10 protein-coding genes are annotated in these 16229 nt (G+C 42.1%); 9 read left to right on the top strand and 1 reads right to left on the bottom strand.

The window, feature by feature from the left end:
* Positions 1-75 precede the first annotated feature (75 nt).
* The 6 genes from QNH28_RS19155 (at position 76) to QNH28_RS19130 (ending at position 10414) form a co-directional block, all read left to right on the top strand.
* The gene (locus tag QNH28_RS19155) at positions 76-1182 is read left to right on the top strand and encodes an alpha/beta hydrolase (protein ID WP_283908094.1); all 1107 of its coding nucleotides are present in this window, start codon (positions 76-78) and stop codon (positions 1180-1182) included.
* A 204-nt stretch (positions 1183-1386) separates the two neighbouring features.
* The gene (locus QNH28_RS19150) at positions 1387-2292 is read left to right on the top strand and encodes a phosphatase PAP2 family protein (protein WP_283908093.1); all 906 of its coding nucleotides are present in this window, start codon (positions 1387-1389) and stop codon (positions 2290-2292) included.
* Positions 2293-2374: 82 nt separating this feature from the next.
* Entirely contained in the window at positions 2375-3730 is a 1356-nt protein-coding gene (locus tag QNH28_RS19145) for an MFS transporter (protein ID WP_283908092.1), read from the top strand.
* Positions 3731-3763: 33 nt separating this feature from the next.
* Positions 3764-6028, top strand: a complete 2265-nt coding sequence (locus QNH28_RS19140) for a beta-glucosidase family protein (RefSeq protein WP_283908091.1) — start codon at positions 3764-3766, stop codon at positions 6026-6028.
* Between the two features lie 24 nt (positions 6029-6052).
* Positions 6053-7753, top strand: coding sequence for a glycoside hydrolase family 3 protein (locus QNH28_RS19135; protein WP_283908090.1), 1701 nt, complete (start codon positions 6053-6055; stop codon positions 7751-7753).
* A gap of 123 nt (positions 7754-7876) precedes the next feature.
* Positions 7877-10414, top strand: a complete 2538-nt coding sequence (locus QNH28_RS19130) for a GH39 family glycosyl hydrolase (RefSeq protein WP_283908089.1) — start codon at positions 7877-7879, stop codon at positions 10412-10414.
* On the opposite strand, the gene QNH28_RS19125 is transcribed toward QNH28_RS19130, so the two are convergent.
* Positions 10362-11207, bottom strand: a complete 846-nt coding sequence (locus QNH28_RS19125; protein WP_283908088.1) for a lipase family protein — start codon at positions 11205-11207, stop codon at positions 10362-10364. The two genes, QNH28_RS19130 and QNH28_RS19125, sit on opposite strands and share 53 nt — an antisense overlap.
* 195 nt (positions 11208-11402) lie before the next feature.
* Here QNH28_RS19125 and QNH28_RS19120 point away from each other — a divergent pair, with 195 nt between their 5' ends.
* The 3 genes from QNH28_RS19120 to QNH28_RS19110 are packed head-to-tail and all read left to right on the top strand — an operon-like array spanning position 11403 to position 16228.
* On the top strand, positions 11403-13205 hold the full coding sequence (locus QNH28_RS19120; protein ID WP_283908087.1) for a cache domain-containing sensor histidine kinase: 1803 nt from the start codon (positions 11403-11405) through the stop codon (positions 13203-13205).
* Positions 13183-14826, top strand: a complete 1644-nt coding sequence (locus QNH28_RS19115; RefSeq protein WP_283908086.1) for a response regulator transcription factor — start codon at positions 13183-13185, stop codon at positions 14824-14826. Before QNH28_RS19120 ends, QNH28_RS19115 begins: the two co-directional genes overlap by 23 nt.
* A 22-nt stretch (positions 14827-14848) precedes the next feature.
* Positions 14849-16228: a carbohydrate ABC transporter substrate-binding protein gene (locus QNH28_RS19110; protein WP_283908085.1), complete on the top strand. Its 1380-nt coding sequence runs from the start codon at positions 14849-14851 to the stop codon at positions 16226-16228.
* The last annotated feature ends 1 nt before the right edge of the window (position 16229 follow it).

Genomic DNA, 16229 nt, shown 5'->3' with positions numbered 1-16229 from the left:
CTATTATTATACAGATGTAAGGGCTTTTATCAATCCTGTGATCATAAACAAACAGAACGTAAGGAGATGTGAATCATGGATACCAAAGAGCAATATAAACAATTAATTAGTTCCCTCGAAGACAAGGCAGTGATTGGAAAACGGGACGATTATCCATTCGTAGTCAAACCGATTCCAGATTCGGATGAGCAAGGACAATTAGACCCACGTGTATATCAGGTTCAACAACAACAAGCACAAGCTATGGCATCGATGGAGAGAACCATTCCTGATCCTTCCGATATGATGAAATTTGTGCAAACCATAAGAGCCATGTTCGGTTGGGTAAATGATGACATTACGCAGACCAAAGTTGACACCGCTTACAAAACAATAGAAGGATCTAATGGTCCAATATCCCTACGGATTTATACACCTGTACAAGAGGGGCCTTTGCCGGTAGTAGTATTTTTTCATGGCGGTGGTTTTATTGGAGGCACAGTTGATGTTGTGGAGAATCCATGTAAAGCTTTGGCTGAGATAGCAGGTGCAGTCGTAGTCTCAGTGGATTACCGATTAGCACCGGAGCATGCGTTTCCTGCTGGACTTACAGATTGCTTCGAAACGGTTCAATGGGTTTATGAGCATGCTGATGAGATCAACGCAGATCCGCAAAAAATCGCAGTATCTGGGGATAGTGCCGGTGGCAATTTAGCTACGGTGTGTGCACTTATGGATCGCGATAAAGGAACAAGCATGATTAAATATCAGGCGCTTATTTATCCAACGGTAAATATGGCAGACGTCAAAATCGACGATTTCGAGTGGAGCTTGGATCAGTACGATATTAGAAATCATCAGGAACTAATTGTCCCGTCTGTTCAAGGCTTGGGTCAAATGAGTGAATTGATACTGAAGATGTATTTGCAAAATAATGCAGAACCAACGGACCCTTATTTCTCCCCTTTATTGGCAGAAGATTTAAAGGGGATGCCTGAAACATTGATTGTGGTGGCGGAGTTTGATTATCTCAGGCTCGAATGTGAAGCGTACGCTCGTAAATTAACTCGTTCTGGCGTTGCAACCAAGCTGATTCAGTATAACGGAGTAGATCATGCTTTTTTAGATAAAACCGGATTATATCCTCAGGCAGAAGATTGTCTTCACGAAATAGCTAAGGATATTAAGCGAATATTCTTATAAATAGTAATAGTAGAGCGGGTCGGCACCCTCACCGTTTAGGTGATGGACTGCTGGCCCGTTTATTTTATGGATCACTTGTTCACTTAGGAGGAGAGTTAAAATTTACCCTAGTTTTAGTTATTATTCGCCTATCCGAAACCACATGGGGAGCTTTATAATCTCGATTGTAAGCGTTTTCCAAACGATTATAAAGGGGTCAAGGAGATGACGACTAAAGGGACAAAACGTTTTATATGGGGATTTCTTATGGTATGGGTGGTATTAATGACGATCTTTACGTTTAATGATCTGAATCTATCCAAAGCGCTGTACAACGAACATGAATCTCGGTTTGGTTGGTTTTTTGAGGTGTATGGAGAACATCCAGCTTTCCTAGTGTTATTCGCAGCTGGCAATATTCTATTTAGTACGGTTAGAAATGAACGATTGATGAAGAAGGTTGTGGTCCGTTTAGTATCCACTTTATTCATCCTACTTAGTGGATTTGGTATTCTAACCATTACTCTCTCACGCGGATATGAGCTGGATGGAAATCGTGTTATGCTCATCAGTTTAGCTATCACAATAGTAATTGCAACGCTGGTACAATGGCTATTGAAGCGTGTATCGGTTCAAACGCTAAGCCAATACAACCGTGCTGCTTGGGCAGCAATCGTGATCGTATTTGCGGAGATTCTACTTGTAAATATCATCAAAATCTTTTGGGGAAGGATGCGTTTTCGCAATATGGAGGGTGACTATTCACTGTTTACTGGCTGGTTCCACCCCCAAGGTATTCAAGAGAACGGTGTCACTTCGGAAGCATACAAGTCCTTTCCTTCGGGTCATTCGGCTAATGGCTGGACCATGATGCTGTGGATGATGTTTATGCCTTTCGTCAGTAAATGGCGCAATTTCATGCTTGCCTGTGCAGTGGCGTGGGGGATTTGCACTTCGACTAGCCGCATAATTATGGGTGACCATTTTGCAACGGATGTATTATTTGGAGCGTTTATCACAATCACATGTATGCTAATTTTCTGCAAGCTCTTTAAGGTTGATCTGTATCCTGACAGTAACCATAATGCATCCGCTCAGTTAAAAGATAAAAATGCCCCCTATTTTCGTTAAAATACGGACAGTTTAAAAGAATTAGCTTCAGTACAATGCAATTAAGAAAGCGCTAACAATTAGACGCGGGGGAGATGGTAGTATGAATGAAAATCAAATGCCGTGGAGAGAGCGAATTAGTTATGGTCTAGGGGATACCGCGTCAAATTTGATTTTCCAGATGACAACACTTTATCTCATGTACTTCTACACGGATGTGTTTGGTCTGAACCCTGGTGCGGTAGCTGTGGTATTTCTTGTTGCCCGCGTAATTGATGCGATCGTCGAGCCGTTTATTGGTGTGATGATTGACCGCACACAAACGAAATGGGGGAAATGTAGACCGTACTTCCTTTGGCTTGCTGTTCCTTTCAGTTTGACTGCTGTACTTATGTTTTTAACGCCGGATTTTGGTGATACAGGTAAACTCGTATACGCATACATTTCATACACCGTGCTCGGTATTATGTATTCCGGTATTAATCTCCCCCTGTCTGCGATCCTGCCAAGTCTGACTAGTAATTCTAATGAACGTACAGTAATCAATACCGTTCGTATGATGTTCGCCGTGATTGGGGTCGTTACAGTTAGTGCTGGAACCATGCCGCTTGTGAAGGCTTTTGGTGGTGGCGATCAAGCTAAGGGTTTTCTGGTCACCATGATCCTGTTCTCAAGCATTGCACTGCTGCTGTTTCTTAACATGTTTGCGAACACTAAAGAACGCGTAAAAGCCATTGATGAAAAGCCGCTTCCGATGCGAGAAGGTGTTAAAGCGCTCAAAGGAAATGTACCTTGGTTGATCATGCTTCTACTGAGCTTGTTCCTGTGGATCACAACCTCGATACAAGGGCAGACCAGCATTTATTACATGACCTATTATATGAAAAAGCCGGAGCTCATTCCAATAGTGAATTCGATGCAATTGTTGATGATATTATCGATGGTAATCGCTCCTTTTATTGTGAAAAAAATCGGGAAAAGGAACACAATTATTATAGGATCAGTGGTATCTATCATTGGCTACCTTATCGCCATTACTGGGGGGAATGCCCTTTCTGTTCCGGTGCTGTTGGCAGGGTTACTTGTAAGCGGGCTTGGTATGGGAGTAGGAGCAGGTTTGATTTTTGCTATGATGGCCGACACGGTTGATTATGGGGAATGGAAATCAGGCGTTCGGGCACAAGGACTACTTTATTCAGCTGCTAGCTTTGGGGTTAAGGTGGGAATGGGACTCGGCGGAGCACTTGGTGGGGTGATATTGTCGATGGGTGGTTATGTAGCTAATTCAACGGCGCAGTCAGAATCCGCATTAGCCGCGATATCATTTAACTATTTATGGGCACCAATTATTGGCCAAATCATAATGATTACTCTGCTGTTGTTCTATCGTCTTGACAAGGATCAACCCGTTATGATGCGTGAGCTCGAGGAACGTCGCAATTCTTCTATCGCTATGTAGAGAAGCTAGTCAATCATAAGGAGTGAAATGAACATGGTACCTAACATTCAAGAACTTATTGCACAAATGACTTTAGAGGAAAAAGCAGGCCTTTGCTCAGGACTAGATTTCTGGCAGACCAAAGCCGTTGAACGATTAGGTATTCCATCCATCATGATGACAGATGGCCCACATGGTCTGCGAAAGCAAAAAGCCGGGAATGATCATTTGGGTATATTCGATAGTGTTCCTTCAACTTGTTTTCCGGCGGGAGCTGGAATGGCTTGCTCTTGGGATCGGGAGCTAATTAAGCAGGTAGGCGCAGCCATTGGGGAAGAGTGTCAGGCAGAAGATGTCTCTATTTTACTGGGGCCTGGAGCTAATATTAAACGTTCACCCTTATGCGGCCGCAATTTTGAATATTTCTCTGAAGATCCGTATTTATCCTCCGAGATGGCAGTAGGCCATATTGAAGGCGTTCAAAGCCAAGGCGTAGGGACTTCGTTAAAACACTTTGCTGCAAATAATCAAGAACATCGGCGGATGTCAGTAGATGCGATTGTAGATGAGCGTACACTAAGAGAAATCTACTTGGCGAGCTTCGAGAGTGTGGTGAAAAAGGCGCAGCCCTGGACCGTTATGTGCTCTTACAATCAGGTAAACGGTGAGTATGCTTCAGAGAATCCGTATTTACTCACAGATATATTAAAAGAAGAGTGGGGCCATGAAGGGTTTGTTGTTTCTGACTGGGGTGCGGTTAATGAGCGTGCTAAAGGTTTAGCAGCAGGTTTGGAGCTGGAAATGCCGTCAAGTAATGGCGCTGGGGATCAGAAGATTATTGATGCCGTACGTAGCGGAACATTGTCAGAAGCAGCACTGGATCGTGCCGTTGGTCGCTTGCTCTCTATTATTTCCAAAGCTGTGGAGAATCGCAAAGAAAATGCTTCCTATGATCTAGAAGCACATCACCAATTAGCTAGAGTTGCTGCTAGAGAAAGCATGGTACTCCTAAAAAACGAGGGTGGACTACTACCTCTAAAACGTGAAGGCTCCTATGCGGTGATCGGTGATTTTGCCCGTAATCCACGGTATCAAGGCGGTGGAAGCTCACATATCAAGCCAACTAGGCTGGATGATATATTTAACAGTCTCCAAGAAGAAGCGGGTTCATCTGCGAACTTGACTTATGCTCAAGGGTACACTTCTGATAGCGATGAGCCGAGTCTGGAGCTTATTGAACAAGCCATAGAAGCCGCTTCACAAGTGGATACGGCGATTGTGTTCGTCGGATTGCCGGAGCGCTATGAATCTGAAGGCTACGACCGGACGCATCTTCGTATTCCGGAGAGTCAGATCTGCCTTATCGAGGCAGTGGCGAAAGTTCAGTCTAATGTTGTAGTAGTGCTAAGTAACGGATCGCCCATTGAAATGCCTTGGATCAGCAACGTCAAGGCCGTGCTAGAGGGCTATTTAGGTGGGCAAGCGCTTGGGGGGGCCATCTCCGATCTGTTATTCGGGAAGGTTAGTCCATCAGGTAAGCTAGCTGAGACATTTCCTATGCAGCTGGAGCATAATCCTTCCTACTTAAACTTCCCTGGCGAAGGAGATACCGTTGAATATAAGGAAGGACTGTTTGTAGGATATCGCTACTACGATGCTAAGCGGATTACACCTTTATTCCCGTTTGGATATGGTCTCAGTTATACGACATTTGCATACTCCGATCTTTCAGTGAGTACTCACAGTTTGAAAGATACCGACACGCTACAAGTAAGTGTGAAGGTCACGAACACAGGAGCTATGCAGGGTAAAGAAATCGTGCAGCTTTATGTCAAAGACGTACTCAGTAATGTGGTGCGGCCAGACAAGGAATTAAAGGGCTTCGCGAAGGTAGATCTACTTCCTGGGGAAACGAAGCTGTTGAGCTTTACGCTTGATAGCAGAGCATTCGCTTATTACAACGTGGAGTTGAGAGACTGGCATGTGGAAACCGGTGAATTTGAGATTTTGGTGGGACCTTCCTCTCAAGCGCTCGTATTTGCTGAGCGTGTGGTTGTTGAATCGACAGTAATTTTACCTAAATCCTATACCCGTAATTCAACAATAGGTGATCTTATGGGAGATCCACAGGGTGCTGCTATTATTCAATCCATGTTGTCGCAAGCTGGTGGGATGATGTCCATGATGCAGGACGGATCGGACATGATGATGGCAATGATGCGCTACATGCCTCTTCGTGCACTGGTTGCGTTCAGTCAAGGTGCCATGTCGGAGCAAGGGTTGGATGAGCTGATTGTACACTTGAATTCCAATAAGTAAATCTGAGAGAGTGAGGTTTGAGACATGGTAGATTTAAAAGCTAAGCCTTTTCATCTAGATGATGAGGGGATGAAGTGGGTAGAACAAACCTTAGCCTCTCTTGATTTGGCTGGAAAGGTTGGGCAGCTGTTTTGTCCGATCGGTTTCACTGATGATAAGGCGCAGCTTGCTCTTTTGACTCAAGGGATTAAGATTGGCGGGATTATGTTCCGTCCCGGACCCGGAGAGATGGTGCAAGAAACACATCGCTACTTACAGGATACATCGGAGATTCCTCTTCTCATTGCAGCTAATCTTGAAGCAGGAGGTAATGGCTCTGCGGCAGAGGGTACATTCTTCGGCAAGCAGCTGCAGGTGGCGGCAACGGATAATACTGAAATGGCCCGTAAACTTGGCATCATTGCCGCACGGGAGGGTGGAGCTGTAGGTTGTAACTGGGCTTTCGCACCCATTCTCGATATCGATTATAATTTCCGTAATCCAATAACCAACGCTAGAACCTTCGGTTCTGATCCGCAGAGAGTAGCTCGCATGAGCAAGGCGTATACCGAAGCGATTCAAGATCATGGCATGGCCGTATCTATTAAACACTTCCCTGGAGATGGCGTTGACGAAAGGGATCAGCATTTATTAACCTCCATTAACTCGCTTTCGGTGGAAGAGTGGGATGCAACCTTTGGCAAGGTATATGCGGATTGTATAGAAGCTGGCACACATACGGTTATGGTAGGGCACATCGCTCAGCCCGCCTATTCCAGAGAATTACGTCCGGGGATTACAGATTTGGAGATTATGCCTGCAACGTTAGCACCAGAGCTTTTAAATGATTTGTTGCGTAATAAGCTTGGATTCAATGGATTGATCACTACGGATGCTACACCAATGGCAGGGTACACAATGGCAATGAAACGGGAACTTGCGGTTCCAACATCCATAGCTGCGGGTTGTGATATGTTTCTCTTTAACAAGAGTTTAGAAGAAGACTTTGCCTATATGATGAAAGGCATTGAGAATGGCATTCTGACTGAGGCGCGAGTGAACGAAGCGGTTACTCGTATCCTTGGGGTAAAAGCTGCACTGGGACTTCATAAAAAGAAACAACAAGGCACGCTCGTTCCAGAACAAGAAGCACTAGCAGTCTTAGGCTGCGAAGAGCATGTGCGTTGGGCTCAGGAATGTGCAGATGAGTCAGTTACCTTAGTGAAGGATACACAGGAAATGCTCCCAATCAGTCCTGAGAGTCATAAACGTCTACTGGTATTCACATTAGGAGGCGAGGAAGGTTTATTCGGAGGGGCAGATATTGCACCGTACTTCATTTCCAAGCTAAAAGAGGAAGGTTTCGAAGTAACGCTATTCAATAAGAGTGAAGTTGATTTCAGTGCTATGTTCGGAGGTGTGAAGGCGTTAACGGATCACTATGATGCTGCAGTCTATATCTCAAATCTGGAGACCCATAGTAATCAAACGGTTGTGCGGATTAATTGGGCGCCTCCATTTGGGGCAGACATGCCATGGTTTATTCAAGAACTGCCAACGATGTTTATTTCTGTAGCGAATCCATATCATTTGCTCGATGTACCGCGTATACCGACGTTCATTAATGCTTATTCACCAAGTAATTATGTGATAGATGCACTTATCGAGAAGCTTGTAGGGCGTTCCTCCTTTAAAGGAGTTAATCCTGTTGACCCGTTTTGCGGTTATTGGGATACACGACTATAATCAGAGTTTATAGAGATCTGTGATAGTATCAAGCGATTGAATAGGATAGTTCTATTCAATCGCTTTTTTTATAATATAATAGGACATAAGACATATTTTGAGAGAGTGAAAGGAGGGTGCTAGTTGCAAAGCTACACCTACGAAAATATTGAGATGGACGATCATCTTCCGGTCCACTTGTTTTTGCATAGTACCCATCAGGTTCCGAATCATTGGCATGATAGCATAGAAATATTATTCGTACTCAAAGGGAAACTTGAGATTTTCACAAAAGATAGATATACAGAGTTAAATGAAGAAGATTTGTTTCTGATTAATGCCAACGAGATTCATGCCATTAAAGCGGAAGAGAATAACTTGGTTCTAGCTTTGCAAGTTCCAGTTTCTTATCTGCTTCAGATTGAACCTCAGATCGAAAAAATATCATTCGAATGTAACTCTGCGACTGCTTCTAGCGATGAAGAACAATCCAAGTTCGATGAACTCCGTACCTTGCTAGCTGAGATGATGCTGCTCCACAATAAGCGCCCACAAGGGTATCACTTACGCATACAGTCTTGTCTGCTTAATTTAACTTATTTACTCATGCAAGGTTTTTGTGCACAAGACCAAGGTCCTGAGAAGCAGGAAGATAAGCATCGTGAGCGTCTACTGCGGATTACTTCTTATGTCAAAGAGAACTACAATCGGGCAATTAATATTCAGCAGTTAGCCCTTCAAGAGTATTTGACTGTTCCGTATTTGTCGCGCTTTTTTAAAGAGTATATGGGGACTTCTTTTACAAAATATGTGAACGCGGTGCGTTTGGATAAAGCTGTAAAAGATTTGACGCTTACCAATCTTTCCATCACACAGATTGCTCATGATCATGGGTTTCCCAATCTAAAATCCTTTAATGCGGTGTTCAAAGAGTTCTATCGACAGACGCCTGGAGAATACCGAAAGACTGTCTTGGAAGGACGTAGCTCATTTCAGAAAAATAGTGTGGCCCAGTTTAACTATTTTGATATGAATCCCTCCCATGCGTTTGAGTCGCTATTCAAATATCTTCCTAATAATTTGGTATCAGCCACATCCAATCTACCGGTTCCCCTTACTTTACATAAGCAGTCCCATAAGATATCGATAGAGTCTAACCAAGGCAAGAAGCTTGCTCATACTTGGAAAAAGCTCATGACGGTGGGAAAGGCCAAAGAGGTGTTGTTTGCAGAGGTACAAAGACATATTAAGCAATTGCAACGAGAAATTGGCTTTCAGTATATTCGCTTTCACGGTATTTTTGATGATGAGATGATGATTTATGGTGAGGATGAGCGGGGAGAAGTAAGCCTGAACTTTGCTTATAGCGATTCATTATTTGATTTTTTGCTTAGCGCAGGATTGAAACCGTTTTTAGAGCTTTCCTTTTTACCACGCCAGCTTGCGGGAGATGGAGCTACTTCCGTTTTCTATAAAAAGAGTTTGGTGGGTAGTCCAAAGGACCTCGGCAAGTGGAACCAGATGATTCATCAGTTTATTAAACATTACATTCTAAGATATGGCATTCATGAAGTACGGCAGTGGTATTTCGAGGTATGGAACGAACCGGATATCCATATTTTTTGGCCAGATAGTAATGAAGCTTACTGTGAGTTGTTCATTTCCACATTCCAAACCATTAAATCCATAGATCCTGAGCTACGTGTAGGAGGGCCAGGCATCTTATCCCTTACGATGCTTCAGTCAGATTGGTTGACACGGTTTCTGCATGATGTGTGCAGACGGGACGTAAAGCCTGATTTTATATCCATTCACAGTTACCCGTATGATGAATCGCTAAGACCATCTAATGTGACTCAAATGGATTATGAAGAGAATCCGGATGTGTTGTTTCAAAAAATAGAGCTTTCAGCGGATATAGAATATTTATCGCGAGTCATTATTAAATTGAAGGAAGCCGTAACTGAGGTTATGGGGAAGGATGCTCCTGAACTGCATATGACAGAATGGAATGCTACAGGCTCTCATCGTGATTTAGTGAATGATACATGCTTTAAGGCAGCTTATATCGTGAAAAATGTATTGGAGAATATGGATGGTCTCCATAGTTTTGGTTATTGGACGGCTACGGATTTGCTCGAGGAGTTCAAAATGTCGTCAGAGATGTTTCATGGAGGTCTGGGGCTGATGACGTATAACGGGATACCAAAGCCAGCCTTCTACGCGTTTAAACTGCTTGCAAAATTAGGCCGCCAATTCATTCATCAAGGAAAAGGATATTACATTACTAGTAGTGATATGGGGCTGCAGGTGTTGATGTATGCTTACGCGCATATCGATTCATTGTACCAAAAAGGTGATGCCTCGCTCATTAGTCGCACGAATAGATACGATGTGTTTGAAGAAGATGGAGCCATAGAGTTGACATTGGAACTAACAGATCTTCACCCAGGCGTGTATACGCTCAAAAGACATACGATCAACAGACAATATGGAAGCGCTTTCGACTTGTGGGTACAAATGGGGGCGCCTCACCCTATAGATGCTGACACCCTGGATTATTTGAAGCAAGCAAGCTGCCCGCAATTGGCCTTTGAACAAATCGAAATAACGGGCACCTATTCGTTAGTTAGTAAGTTGTCTCCTCATGAGGTGCAGTTAATGGAATTGATGCGCTTATGATGGGGTTACTTATAACTGGACAGAATCCAGGGTTTGTTGAACATAGCTGCTCGGAGTATTGTGGTTGAAGCTTGGAGAGCTCTGTGAAATAGTAGCTGATCATATGATTACTACTTGCAGATCCATTCTGGAAAGACAGTGATAAAAAAGTATGGACATGACTGTAATAGTACTTTGTTTCCCGCTTTGGTAGCCTATAAACATGTGGAGGCGCGTAGGTAACAACGTCAAAGAGATTGGCATAACGGTAACTCTTTCGGACATATTGTTTAAAAGCATTTACGAAGTCCGGATCGCCAACACGTGGGGAACCATAAGTGAACAGGTTAGGTGAGGTGTGAGAGGTGTTGGCCGCAAGATCAATAGCACATAAAGTGGCAAGTGCTCCACCTAGGCTGTGACCAGTAATGTATAAGGTCTTATCGGGAGATAGCTTAGCGAGTGTAGAGATAATCCCATCGCGTGCTGATGAATAGATATTCGTGAAGCCACGATGGGTAAGGGTATCCTCTTTAATGTAATTGAATCTCTCCTGTGAGGCCATGACATTGGACATCCAATCGGTCGTCGAGCTGGTTCCCCGGAAGGCAATAATAATCTCTTGTGGAGATTCCAGAATAAATCCGAAGCGTTCCCACACCTCGCTGATGGATCTTGCATTAATGCTATGCACGATCTGATAATCTAATGGAACGACGAACGAACCGTCTTTATTTGTAAACTGCGCATAGGTCTGTCCGCAGATGGCAGCTAGAAAGATAGCCCTTTGCTCTTGATCATTTTTGGTACCCATGTGCATCCCGCCCTTCTTCCTAAACTATATTAGGGGGACGAGGGAGAGATTCCTATATCATGGTATTTAGAAATGGGCATTTAGTACCTCGTATAAATCCTTTCACTCCTTTAGATTCTACATTGCTGAATAGTTACTTCAAATGATCTGTTATCAGGAGGTTCAACGATATGAATCTAACTTCAGTGTACGCTAATGATTAAATTACTTCGAAAGTCAAAAGTTCAGCGACGCTTAATGATTTCATTTCTGCTGCTTGCTATTATTCCACTGTGTACCTTCGGATTTCTAGCTTACCATAAATCGAATGAAGCGATCACCTCTAAGACGACTACCTTTGTAAATGATATATTACGCCTCTTAGGAAGCAAGATTGGAACAGAAGTGGCCAAATATGAGACTTTCGCCGATCAAATCATGTTGAATGGAGATATCCAGCAAGCATTGCTCCGCTACAATAGATTGAGTGATCTTGATATTAGTAACTTACATAAGAAGTTTGAAGACACTGTGTTAAGCGATAAATTTTGGTTGTTTGCTACAATCAAAACCTTACAGATTCTAACTAATAATGGACAAGTTCTGTACGATTATGGATACGAAGAATTTACTACAGAGGATAAGCAGCGAATATTTGCTCAGGCAAAACAGAATAAAAGTGCGGATATCTGGACCACAGCCCATACGACAGCTGGTGATAATATCCTCTCATTGGCTAGGAGAATTCCACTTTCATATGGTTCGGGTGAAACTGTGGGGTTCGTCATTATTGGGATTGATGAGGAATTATTTTCACAGATTTTGTTTGGAAGCATTAATATGGGACAAGGTAGTGAACAAGTCATTATGAATGATGCAGGAGAAATATTGACGAGCAACAATCACTTGTTTCAATCTGATCAGGATTTGGAAGCTAATCGTACTTTAAATGACTTGATAAACTCGCGTAAGGAGACGGGGATAGTCACGCTGCGAGCGGAGCCCTACTTTTTCATAAATACACATAATGAGGTGCTTCATTGGAATGTAATTAGTTTAATTCCGCAAGCCTATTTGAACATGGGATCTGTAGAGATTAGAAATGAAATGTTCTTCATTGCCGTCATATGTGTAGTTGTTTCTTCATTATTTGCAACCATCATCTCTATTAGTATCTCCACACCTCTTAAGAAGTTAGTGAGTGGAATGAACCAGGTTATGCGAGGTAATTTAAAGGTAGAAATAAACGACAATAATCCAGATGAAATCGGATATCTTTCAGGGAAATTTGAAGACATGATCGAGGAAATCAAACTATTAATAGAGAGTGTGGAACAAGAGCAGGCACAGAAGAGGGGGATTGAGCTACAAATGTTGCAGGCACAAATTAATCCGCATTTTCTTTTTAATACACTGAGTTCGTTAAAGTGGACGGCGATGCTTAGTCAAGCGGATAGTGTAAGCAATGGTTTGGGTGCATTGGCTGAATTACTTCGAAGTACAATTGTTCAGAAGAATGAGCGGATAACGCTCGGGGAAGAGCTTCGTAACATCAAGAACTATGTCGTTATTCAACAAATTAGATACGGGATGTCATTACAGGTTGATGTACAAATTCCTGAACAGTTGTTAGATACTCAGGTGTTGAAATTTTTGCTTCAGCCCATTGTAGAGAATTCGATAATTCATGGATTAAGCGGTGAAAATATGGAACCTAGAATTACAATGACTGCTGAATTGATCGGAGAGGTGTTAAAGATCAAGTTAAGCGACAACGGGAAAGGTATGAGCGCTGAAAAGTTACAGGAGATATTGCAGCTAAGAGATAATCATTCAGAGAATCGATTAGCAAATATCGGCATTGGTAATGTACGGGAAAGAATCAAATTACATTATGGAGATCCCTATGGATTAGAGATTTGGAGTAAGCCTGATCAAGGCACGGATGTTATCATCACGATACCTTATATTTCTACACTTCAGGAGGACTCAACTGATGCGGATACTAATTGTGGATGATGAGAAAATAGTGAGGATTGCACTTAGTACACTAATTAAATGGGATGAATATGGATTTAAATTGGTTGGTGCTGTTGCAGATGGATACAAAGCTCTTGAGGTCATAGAGACAGAACCGATCGATATCGTGATTATGGATCTTGTGATGCCTAATATGGATGGACTTGAATTAATCCGAACGCTCAACGAACGCAAATTCACTGGGAAATTTGTAGTGCTTAGTAATTATGATGATTATGCTTACGTGCGGGAAGCCATGAAACTTGGAGCAGAAGATTATATGTTGAAGCTGACCCTTAAGCCAGATGAGCTGATTCTCTTGCTGAATAAGATCTCGGAGCAGTTATTAACGGAACGAGAGCTTAAAGAACAGGACATTCATATGAAAATAAAGCTTAATGAAACGCAACTACAGCAACGGAACAGTATATGGAGAGAGCTTCTTTTAGATCAGGAACAGGACATGGTTTATTTGTTACAAGAAACACAGAAGTACGGAATACCCTTCGATAGACTTGCTGGCAATCTTATTATGATAAGAATCGATCATTATGTGGAAGCGCTAAGTAACGGCAAAATTAATAATAAGAGACTCCTTAGCTTTTCTATAGCGAATATTGTGAAAGAAACCATGTCTGATCACTATGCATTTGATTTCATAGAGATGGAGAGTAATCAGTATATTGTTATAGTTTATGAACAGACTGGTTATTCTGACGAACCCAGTTGGTTGCTGTTAATGAATAATTTAGTGCAGATGCTTAAGCTATATTTGAATTTAAGTGTCAGCGTGACCTTAAGTGATGCATTTTTAGGTTTGAAGCAGCTAAGAGAACAATACACGTTGTGTCTGCGAGCATCAACTTACAACTTTTATACGGGTCCAGCATCTGTTTTGGTCGCTGGGCATTCAAAGTTAACCCAGACACTACACGCCATTAACTATGTGGAATGGTTGGAGCAAGTCAAAGCAGCAGTTGAAGTGGGGAATACAAAGCTAGTATTGGAGAACATAAGCATATTATTTAATGAGGCAAAACAAATCAAATGGGACCCTTCAGTCTTGAAATTTCACCTTTTGGGATTATTATCTGATCTAGATATCATGATCTTAAAATGGAATACCCATGTACTATCATCGACTGAACAAAATAGGGTAGGGGTGACAACGCTCTTAGAGTGTTTTGAGAGTGATATTTCACAAGCTGAGTCTATGGAAGGGCTTAATCTATCTATTGAACAAGCGATGCAGGAAGCCATTATTCTATTGTATCAAGTCAAAAGCAATATTTATCGTAAAGAAGTACTTCGAATCACAGAAATTCTGCAAGAGAATGTTGAGAATAAAATAACCCTGGACCGTCTCGCTCAAGAAGTTAATATGAATGTCAATTATTTATGTCGTGTATTTAAACAGGACACAGGCAGAAGTATTGTCCAGTATATGAATGAACTAAAAATAAATAAAGCGATTGAACTGTTAAAGTTACCAGATACGAGGATTAAAGAGGTAGCTTCACAAGTGGGGATTGATGATCCGTTTTATTTTAATCGAGTATTTAAGAAGATCGTGGGGCTTAGTCCTTCAGATTTCCGTAAGAAATTACTCGCAACTAAATAAGTCCAAGGAGGAAACACCTGTTATGAAATATGTGGAATCTATTAAAAATAGCTTAATATTCGCAGGTGTGGTCCTATTATTATGGGCTAGCGCAGGATGTACTCCTTCAGATTCGAGCCTGAGCAAAATACAATCCTCCCAAGTGAAGCATGAGTTTGCAAACAAAATTCTGAACTTAGCTGTATTTGAGGGAGGGCAAGGAAAGGATTATTGGCTCGCGGTGAAACAAAGATTTGAATCAGATTATCCAGGGGTAACTGTTAATTTGACTTCAAGCCCCAAGATCATGGAAATACTTAAACCGCAAATCGCAGTTGGAAATCCACCCGATATCATTTATATTTCACAGAGTGAAACGACAGGTATGATTGAAGAAATGTTGAGAGATAAATTATTACTCGATTTGACGGATGTATTTGAAGGGAATGCTCTCGATAATCAAGAACCTCTTAAGAATAAAATGCTTGATGGTATTTTAGATTATGCTAATCCATTAGGGGATGGGAAAATTTATGCTGCACCGTTCTATACCTCTCCAATGGGATTAATCTATAACAAGAACCTTTTTGAGAAAAAAGGCTGGAAGCTCCCAGAGACATGGGCTGAATTCCTGAAGTTAGGTGAGCTCGCTAAGAAGGATGGAAGATCACTATTTACCTACCAAGGTTTGTTTCCGGGTTATTTAGAGTCTATTTTCTGGCCGTCGGTGGCATCTGTAGGGGGGATGGAAGACGTCTGGAAGGCGGAAAATTATGAGAAGGATGCATTTAGGTCCGATTCCGTCAGACAAATAGCTGAGGTGTTAAGTGCTATAGCGCAAAAAGGTTATGTCATGCCAGGAACCGTTAAATTAAGCCATACACAAGCACAGGCTGCTTTTCTACAAGGTAAGGCCTTGTTCATTCCTTGCGGAATATGGATAGAGAATGAAATGGAAGGCACTCCACGCGAAGAAGGATTTGAATTTGGTTTTCTCGCACCACCTGTGTTTAATAAGGCGGATCAGAGGTATGTTATGTCCTATTTGGACAGCCTGTTTATTCCCGCCAAGGCGAAAAATATTGAACTTGCCAAGGAGTTCCTACGTTATCAATACAATGATGATATCGTTCAATTAAATGCTGAGAAATCCAAAGGTATAGTCACGGTTAAAAATGGTCTGGAAATTGTAAAGCCGTACACTTCTCCAAGATTCTATGATTCCGTTCAAATATCTCAAAAAGATGTAGCACCGATTGTCTTTCAATGGAAACAAGCATCGCAGCTAGTCATCAGAGATGTGGAAGAAATATGGAACCCAATCACTGGCCTAATGAGCAATACGCTGACTGTTAAACAGTGGCAAGATGAGGTTGAAAAAATAACCAAGAACGTACGGGAATTAAGTTCTTCTAAAGAATAAA

The sequence above is a fragment of the Paenibacillus sp. G2S3 genome (assembly GCF_030123105.1).
Taxonomy (GTDB): domain Bacteria; phylum Bacillota; class Bacilli; order Paenibacillales; family Paenibacillaceae; genus Paenibacillus_AQ.
Note: the sequence above shows the minus strand (reverse complement) of the source record. Positions and strands in the feature narration are given on the sequence as shown.

Coding starts and splice junctions, on each gene's coding strand:
- QNH28_RS19155 (WP_283908094.1), top strand. CDS start 76: ATGGATACCAAAGAGCAATATAAACAATTAATTAGTTCCCTCGAAGAC.
- QNH28_RS19140 (WP_283908091.1), top strand. CDS start 3,764: ATGGTACCTAACATTCAAGAACTTATTGCACAAATGACTTTAGAGGAA.
- QNH28_RS19135 (WP_283908090.1), top strand. CDS start 6,053: ATGGTAGATTTAAAAGCTAAGCCTTTTCATCTAGATGATGAGGGGATG.
- QNH28_RS19125 (WP_283908088.1), bottom strand. CDS start 11,207: ATGGGTACCAAAAATGATCAAGAGCAAAGGGCTATCTTTCTAGCTGCC.
- QNH28_RS19120 (WP_283908087.1), top strand. CDS start 11,403: ATGATTAAATTACTTCGAAAGTCAAAAGTTCAGCGACGCTTAATGATT.
- QNH28_RS19115 (WP_283908086.1), top strand. CDS start 13,183: ATGCGGATACTAATTGTGGATGATGAGAAAATAGTGAGGATTGCACTT.
- QNH28_RS19110 (WP_283908085.1), top strand. CDS start 14,849: ATGAAATATGTGGAATCTATTAAAAATAGCTTAATATTCGCAGGTGTG.
- QNH28_RS19145 (WP_283908092.1), top strand. CDS start 2,375: ATGAATGAAAATCAAATGCCGTGGAGAGAGCGAATTAGTTATGGTCTA.
- QNH28_RS19150 (WP_283908093.1), top strand. CDS start 1,387: ATGACGACTAAAGGGACAAAACGTTTTATATGGGGATTTCTTATGGTA.